Annotated in this window: 2 protein-coding genes and 1 pseudogene; all 3 read right to left on the bottom strand. The window is 71.0% G+C overall.

Features of this window, described 5'->3' with window-relative positions:
* Positions 1-294 (bottom strand): annotated as a pseudogene (locus ACQKIP_RS44710) (hypothetical protein); the annotation flags it as partial.
* A gap of 90 nt (positions 295-384) precedes the next feature.
* Positions 385-2,397: a PQQ-binding-like beta-propeller repeat protein gene (locus ACQKIP_RS44715; protein WP_365865014.1), complete on the bottom strand. Its 2,013-nt coding sequence runs from the start codon at positions 2,395-2,397 to the stop codon at positions 385-387.
* Positions 2,398-2,444: 47 nt separating this feature from the next.
* Positions 2,445-2,685: NAD(P)-dependent oxidoreductase (locus ACQKIP_RS44720; protein ID WP_427745620.1), on the bottom strand; the 241-nt coding region annotated here is incomplete at its 5' end.

The following is a 2,685-nucleotide window of genomic DNA, read 5'->3' on the forward strand; positions in this document are numbered from 1 at the left end:
GCTCTGCTCGCCGCTGTCCTCGACCCCGGAGGCGTCGGGGGCCTTGGCGTGCGTCGTGGTCAGGCCGGGGATGCCGGAGTCGGGCGTGCCGGACTCGTAGGTGACGTCGAGCAGGTCGGATGCCCGCCTCGGCAGGGCCGACTTACCGGTGTCCTTTTGCTGAGCGCCCTGTTGGCGTGCCGCTGCGGAAGGGTGTCCGGCTTCGGGTGTCGCGGAGGCGGTCGCCGCATATCCGGTGCCGGCGATCGCGGCCACGCAGAGGCCGATGCAGATCCTGGTGTGGGCCTTCTTCATGGGAACTCCCTGGAATGGGTGGGGGGATGACGCGGAACATTCCTTGAGTGCTGCGGGGGACACGGGCAGGTGCCCGCGCCGCCCCCGGCGTCAGTACCGGGGGTGGTCGGTGATCTGGACGAGGTTGCGGCCGCGCATGGTGTAGAGGCGGCCGTGTTCGTCGTTGGTGATGTGCGCGCCGCTGTACCAGCCGCCGTCGATGTCGGGGACGACGACGGAGAGGGCGAAGGTGTGGGGGTGGAAGCGGAAGAGGGTGGTGTCGGAGACGCCGTAGACGACACCGCGGTTGGTCACCATGGCGGCGAAGCCGTTGCTGACCGAGGTGACGTCCGCGCGGTGGATCAGCTTGCGCGCCGGGATGTCGAGGACGAACAGGCCGCCCTTGCGCGAGAGTCCGTAGAGATGGCGTCCGCGTACCGCGAGGGCGGCGACACCGGCGGTCTGCTGCGGGTCGACGCGCCACAGTTCCTTGCCGGCCACCGGGTCGAAGGCGACGACGGTGCTGCGCGGTCCGGCGGGGGCGGTGTTGTCGCCGCCGAGGAAGACGACACCGTCGCGGCACGCGATGCCGCGGACGCAGCTGGAGGTGTCGACCGGGTTGGGGAAGTGCCGGGACTTGCCGGTCCCGGGGTGGTAGGTCCACAGGGCGCCGCCGCCCTCGGTGTCGCACTGCACTCCGGCGAGCACGAGACCGGTGACCGGGTCGAAGGTGACGTCCAGCGGGCGGTTCTGTTCGGACGGGAAGGCGGACGCCTGGCTGATCTTGCCGGTGCGGGGGTGGTAGCGCCAGATGCCCTGGGAGTTGTACTGGCCGGTGTACAGGATCTGACGGACGACGACGGCGTCCTTGGCCTCGCCGGGGGCACGGAGGTTGACGACCTTCCCGCCGCCGGGTGTGTGGCGGGCGATCGTCGCGTTCCCGCCGACGTAGACGTGGCCGCCGCCGGCGGCGATGCCCATCACGCTCTGGGCGGCCATGGGCGCGCCGGCCTTGCCGAGGTCGGTGACGGCGGCTGTCTTGTCCACCGGGTCGATCTGGGCCACGAAGCCGTAGGCCGACGTGACGACGGCCTTGCCCGCGCGGCTGTCCACGCCCCAGATCTCGCCGAGTTCGGGGCCGTCGTGGCGCAGGGGGGACACGGTGTTCGTGGACGGCTGGTAGGCCAGCAGGCCGGATTCGTTGGCGTAGTAGACGGTGTCGCCGATCATGGTGAATGACTTGGCGACCTTGCCCGTCGACGTGGCGATTTGGTACGAGGACAGGTCGTTCAGGTCCAGGAGCGCGACCTTGGCCTCCTCGGTGGAGGCGGCGGAGCTCACGGCGAGCTTGTCGCCCAGGACCGCCAGATCGCGGATGCTCGGATCGCGCAGCATCTGCGAGGGCGCGATCTGGGTGAAGGTCTCGGCGGAGCGGTCGTAGGCGTAGAGGGCGGCTCTGCTGGTGTCGCCGCCGCCGTTGAAAGTGGTGCCCGCGCCGAAGAAGGCGTGGGTACGCGTCGCCGCGACGGCCCGCGCGAGCGTGACCTTCGGGTCCGGGGTGCCCGCGTTGCGGATCTCGCCGGTGGCGGGGCGGTATTCCCACAGGGCCGGGGCGGTGCTGCTGCCGCCGCCGACCGCGTAGAGGACACCGTCGGGTGCCACGGCCAGGGCGCGTACGTCGCGGTCGGCTATGCGGCCCAGGGACTCGGCCGGCTTGTCGGGCGTTTTCAGGTCCCAGCGAAAGAGGTTGGGGCGTTCGCCGGAGGCCTTTTGCAGGATTCCCGCGTACAGGTACCTGCCGCTGTCGTCGGCGGCGAGTGCCTGGATGGAGTGGCCGCCTGCCAACTCGGTCCGGGCCACGACCTTCTGGGACGGCAGGTGTACGGCGATGATCTGGACGGGCTCGATGTTGCGGGAGCCGATGTAGAGGGTGTCCCCGACCAGGAGGGCGCTCATGAGCGAGAACTGGCGTACGGCCGGGCCCAGGTCGGTGATGCGCGGGTGGCAGGGGCCTGCGGCGGGCGCCGCACTGGCCGGGTTGGCGGTCAGGCCGACGGCGGCCGCCAGGCCTGCCAGGCCGCCCGCCTGCAGTACGGTCCTTCTGCCGGGAAGCTGATGGTTCATGGCACTCCTTGGGGCTGGGTGGTGGCGGGCTCGGGTCGGGGGCCAGGTCACGCCTGTACGGTCAGCAGCTGCCGGGTGACCTGCGCGAGCGGGGGCAGACCGGCGGCGTAGCGCTCCAGTTCGGTCAGTGCGGCGCCGGCCATCGTGCGGGTCTCGGAGGCGAGGGATCCGGCGATGTGCGGCGTGAGGACGACGTTGGGCAGGTCGTACAGCGGGCTGTGGGCGGTCAGCGGTTCTGGGTCGTTGACATCCAGGACGGCGTGCATGACGCCGCGGCAGTCAGCCTCC

This window comes from Streptomyces sp. NPDC059900, from assembly GCF_050270335.1.
In the GTDB taxonomy this organism is placed as follows: domain Bacteria; phylum Actinomycetota; class Actinomycetes; order Streptomycetales; family Streptomycetaceae; genus Streptomyces.